Source organism: Furfurilactobacillus milii (genome assembly GCF_021654115.1).
Taxonomy (GTDB): Bacteria; Bacillota; Bacilli; order Lactobacillales; family Lactobacillaceae; genus Furfurilactobacillus; species Furfurilactobacillus milii.
Window position 1 is genome coordinate 1 of sequence record NZ_JAIWJF010000019.1, and the last position, 3,162, is coordinate 3,162.

A 3,162-nucleotide genomic window follows, 5' to 3' on the forward strand; every position below is an offset into this window, starting at 1 on the left:
TTTTTTAACAAGTTAAATTGTTTATCGCTAAACTCATAACCGCAGTTCGTATGAACTGTTAGGTTAAGTTATAAAGGGCGCACGGTGGATGCCTTGGCACTAGGAGCCGATGAAGGACGGGACTAACACCGATATGCTTCGGGGAGCTGTAAGTAAGCTTTGATCCGGAGATTTCCGAATGGGGAAACCCAATCAGTTTAACCGCTGATTATCACTAGGGGAATACATACTCTAGTTGAAGGTAGACGTTGTGAACTGAAACATCTAAGTAGCAACAGGAGCAGAAAGAAAAATCGATTCCCTAAGTAGCGGCGAGCGAACGGGGAACAGCCCAAACCAAGCTGCTTGCAGTTTGGGGTTGTAGGACTGAACATTTGAGTTACCAAAGACCTTGATAGTCGAAGACGTTGGGAAACGTCGCCATAGGGTGTGAGAGCCACGTAGACGAAATCAAAGTCCCTCAGTTCAGGATCCTGAGTACGGCGGAGCACGTGAAATTCCGTCGGAATTTGCGGGGACCATCCCGTAAGGCTAAATACTCCCTAGTGACCGATAGTGGACCAGTACCGTGAGGGAAAGGTGAAAAGCACCCCGGAAGGGGAGTGAAATAGTTCCTGAAACCGTGTGCCTACAAGTAGTTAGAGCCCGTTAATGGGTGATAGCGTGCCTTTTGTAGAATGAACCGGCGAGTTACGTTAACATGCAAGGTTAAGGTGGAAAGACCGGAGCCGTAGCGAAAGCGAGTCTGAAATGGGCGTCTAAGTATGTTGAAGTAAACCCGAAACCAGGTGACCTACCCATGTGCAGGCTGAAAGTGCGGTAATACGCACCGGAGGGCCGAACCCGTGTCTGTTGAAAAAGGCTGGGATGACGTGTGGGTAGCGGTGAAATTCCAAACGAACTTGGAGATAGCTGGTTCTCTCCGAAATAGCTTTAGGGCTAGCCTCGGATGAATCATCATGGAGGTAGAGCACTGTTTGAACTAGGGGCCCGTCATGGGTTACTGAATTCAGATAAACTCCGAATGCCATTGATGTGTTATCCGGGAGTCAGACGATGAGTGATAAGATCCACCGTCGAAAGGGGAACAGCCCAGATCACCAGTTAAGGTCCCTAAATATATGCTAAGTGGAAAAGGATGTGGAGTTGCACAGACAACTAGGATGTTGGCTCAGAAGCAGCCACCATTTAAAGAGTGCGTAATAGCTCACTAGTCGAGTGATTCTGCGCCGAAAATGTACCGGGGCTAAGCATATTACCGAAACTGTGGGTGCCACGTAAGTGGCGCGATAGGAGAGCGTTCTATGGGCGGTGAAGCCAGATCGTAAGGACTGGTGGAGCGCATAGAAGTGAGAATGCCGGTATGAGTAGCGAAAGATCAGTGAGAATCTGATCCACCGAATGACTAAGGTTTCCTGGGGAAGGCTCGTCCACCCAGGGTTAGTCGGGACCTAAGGCGAGGCCGAAAGGCGTAGTCGATGGAAAACAGGTTGAGATTCCTGTACTAGTTAAACTTGTTTGAACAATGGAGGGACGCAGAAGGCTAAACGATCCGGACGATTGGAAATGTCCGGTCAAGCAGTGAGGTGTGAGATGAGTTAAATGCTTGTTTCTTTAACATTGAGCTGTGACGAGGACCGAAATTCAAGTAGGGAAGTCGTTGATGTCACGCTGCCGAGAAAAGCTTCTAGTTAGAGTTTAATTACCCGTACCGCAGACCGACACAGGTAGTCGAGGAGAGTATCCTCAGGTGAGCGAGTGAACTCTCGTTAAGGAACTCGGCAAAATGACCCCGTAACTTCGGAATAAGGGGTGCTGCACGCAAGTGTAGCCGCAGTGAAAAGGCCCAGGCGACTGTTTATCAAAAACACAGGTTTCTGCAAAATCGTAAGATGACGTATAGGGGCTGACGCCTGCCCAGTGCTGGAAGGTTAAAAGGATGGGTTAGCGTAAGCGAAGCTCAGAATTGAAGCCCCAGTGAACGGCGGCCGTAACTATAACGGTCCTAAGGTAGCGAAATTCCTTGTCGGGTAAGTTCCGACCCGCATGAAAGGCGTAACGATCTGGGCACTGTCTCAACGAGAGACTCGGTGAAATTATATTACCCGTGAAGATGCGGGTTACCCGCGACAGGACGGAAAGACCCCATGGAGCTTTACTGTAGCTTGATATTGGGTGTCTGTATAACTTGTACAGGATAGGTAGGAGCCGTAGAGCTCGGGACGCTAGTCTCGAAGGAGGCGACCGTGGGATACTACCCTTGTTATACGGCCACTCTAACCCGCGCCACTTAGCGTGGCGGGAGACAGTGTCAGGTAGGCAGTTTGACTGGGGCGGTCGCCTCCTAAAAGGTAACGGAGGCGCCCAAAGGTTCCCTCAAAATGGTTGGAAATCATTTGTAGAGTGTAAAGGCACAAGGGAGCTTGACTGTGAGACAGACAGGTCGAGCAGGGACGAAAGTCGGGCTTAGTGATCCGGTGGTACCGTATGGAAGGGCCATCGCTCAACGGATAAAAGCTACCCTGGGGATAACAGGCTCATCTCCCCCAAGAGTCCACATCGACGGGGAGGTTTGGCACCTCGATGTCGGCTCATCGCATCCTGGGGCTGTAGTCGGTCCCAAGGGTTGGGCTGTTCGCCCATTAAAGCGGTACGCGAGCTGGGTTCAGAACGTCGTGAGACAGTTCGGTCCCTATCCGTCGCGGGCGCAGGAAATTTGAGAGGAGCTGTCCTTAGTACGAGAGGACCGGGATGGACATACCGCTGGTGTACCAGTTGTGCCGCCAGGCGCATCGCTGGGTAGCTATGTATGGATGAGATAAACGCTGAAAGCATCTAAGTGTGAAACTCGCCTCGAGATGAGATTTCCCATTCCTATATGGAAGTAAGACCCCTCAGAGATGATGAGGTAGATAGGCTAGAAGTGGAAGTGTGGCGACACATGGAGCGGACTAGTACTAATCGGTCGAGGACTTAACCACGAAGTGGTGGTCCGGTTAAAGAAAAGAAGATCATGATTCAGTTTTGAGTGGATAACGCTCAGAGTGTGGTGATGATGGCACGAAGGATACACCCGTTCCCATGCCGAACACGGAAGTTAAGCTTCGTCGCGCCAAGAGTAGTTGGGGGATCGCTCCCTGCGAGGGTAGGTCGTCGCCATGC

General features: G+C 50.8%; 2 rRNA genes. Both read left to right on the forward strand.

What is annotated here, in order from left to right:
- Positions 1-61 precede the first annotated feature (61 nt).
- Positions 62-2,981 (forward strand): 23S ribosomal RNA (locus LDK34_RS12435).
- Positions 2,982-3,045: 64 nt separating this feature from the next.
- Positions 3,046-3,162 (forward strand): 5S ribosomal RNA (rrf, locus tag LDK34_RS12440).